We start from the raw sequence: 525 nt of genomic DNA, 5'->3' as shown, positions 1-525 counted from the left end.
CTCGACCTGACCGTGCCGGCCGTCCGCACGGTCGATCCGGAACGTACCTTCTGGGACAAGGTTGTCATCCTCCATGGGCTGCGGCGCTGGTTCGACAAGCGCGGCGAGCTGCGCGGGGGCGGCCAACGCGTTTCCCGTCACTAATATGACCTGCACCAGCTCGCCGCGGCCCGCGTCGGCGCCGCCGCCATCGCTGATCCGGCGCTCGGTGCGGATTGCGTCGCGCACGCCCGGATGTTCTTCAATCGACCGGACTTCGATCTCGCGAGCGCTGCGCCTGGCTCGTTTGCACTCGCCCCGCATGACGCGATGATCGAGCAACTGCGCGTCGACTACAGGGCCATGCAGGGCATGATCTTTGGCGATCCACCGGATTTCGAGGCGGTGCTCGACAGCATCGGCTCGCTCGAGACGCGTCTCAACAAGAAGGGCGATACGGGAGGCGGGGCCGCGCGATGAACCAGTTGGAGGGAGCTTTCGACACCGGGCAAAAGGCAGACGCGCGTGGCGCGGGCGAAGCGATCG

At 66.9% G+C, this 525-nt stretch carries 2 protein-coding genes; one reads left to right on the top strand and one right to left on the bottom strand.

The window, feature by feature from the left end; all coding sequences use genetic code 11:
• Window positions 1–228 (bottom strand): hypothetical protein (locus AACY19_RS26945; RefSeq protein ID WP_339454541.1); only part of this gene is annotated, 228 nt, incomplete at its 3' end.
• A 6-nt stretch (window positions 229–234) separates the two neighbouring features.
• On the opposite strand from AACY19_RS26945, the gene AACY19_RS26940 reads away from it, so the two are divergent.
• Window positions 235–459, top strand: coding sequence for a hypothetical protein (locus tag AACY19_RS26940; RefSeq protein ID WP_339454539.1), 225 nt, complete (start codon window positions 235–237; stop codon window positions 457–459).
• Window positions 460–525 lie beyond the last annotated feature (66 nt).

Source organism: Pseudomonas sp. EA_5y_Pfl2_R50, from assembly GCF_963970475.1.
Classification (GTDB): domain Bacteria; phylum Pseudomonadota; class Gammaproteobacteria; order Pseudomonadales; family Pseudomonadaceae; genus Aquipseudomonas.
Note: the sequence above shows the minus strand (reverse complement) of the source record. Positions and strands in the feature narration are given on the sequence as shown.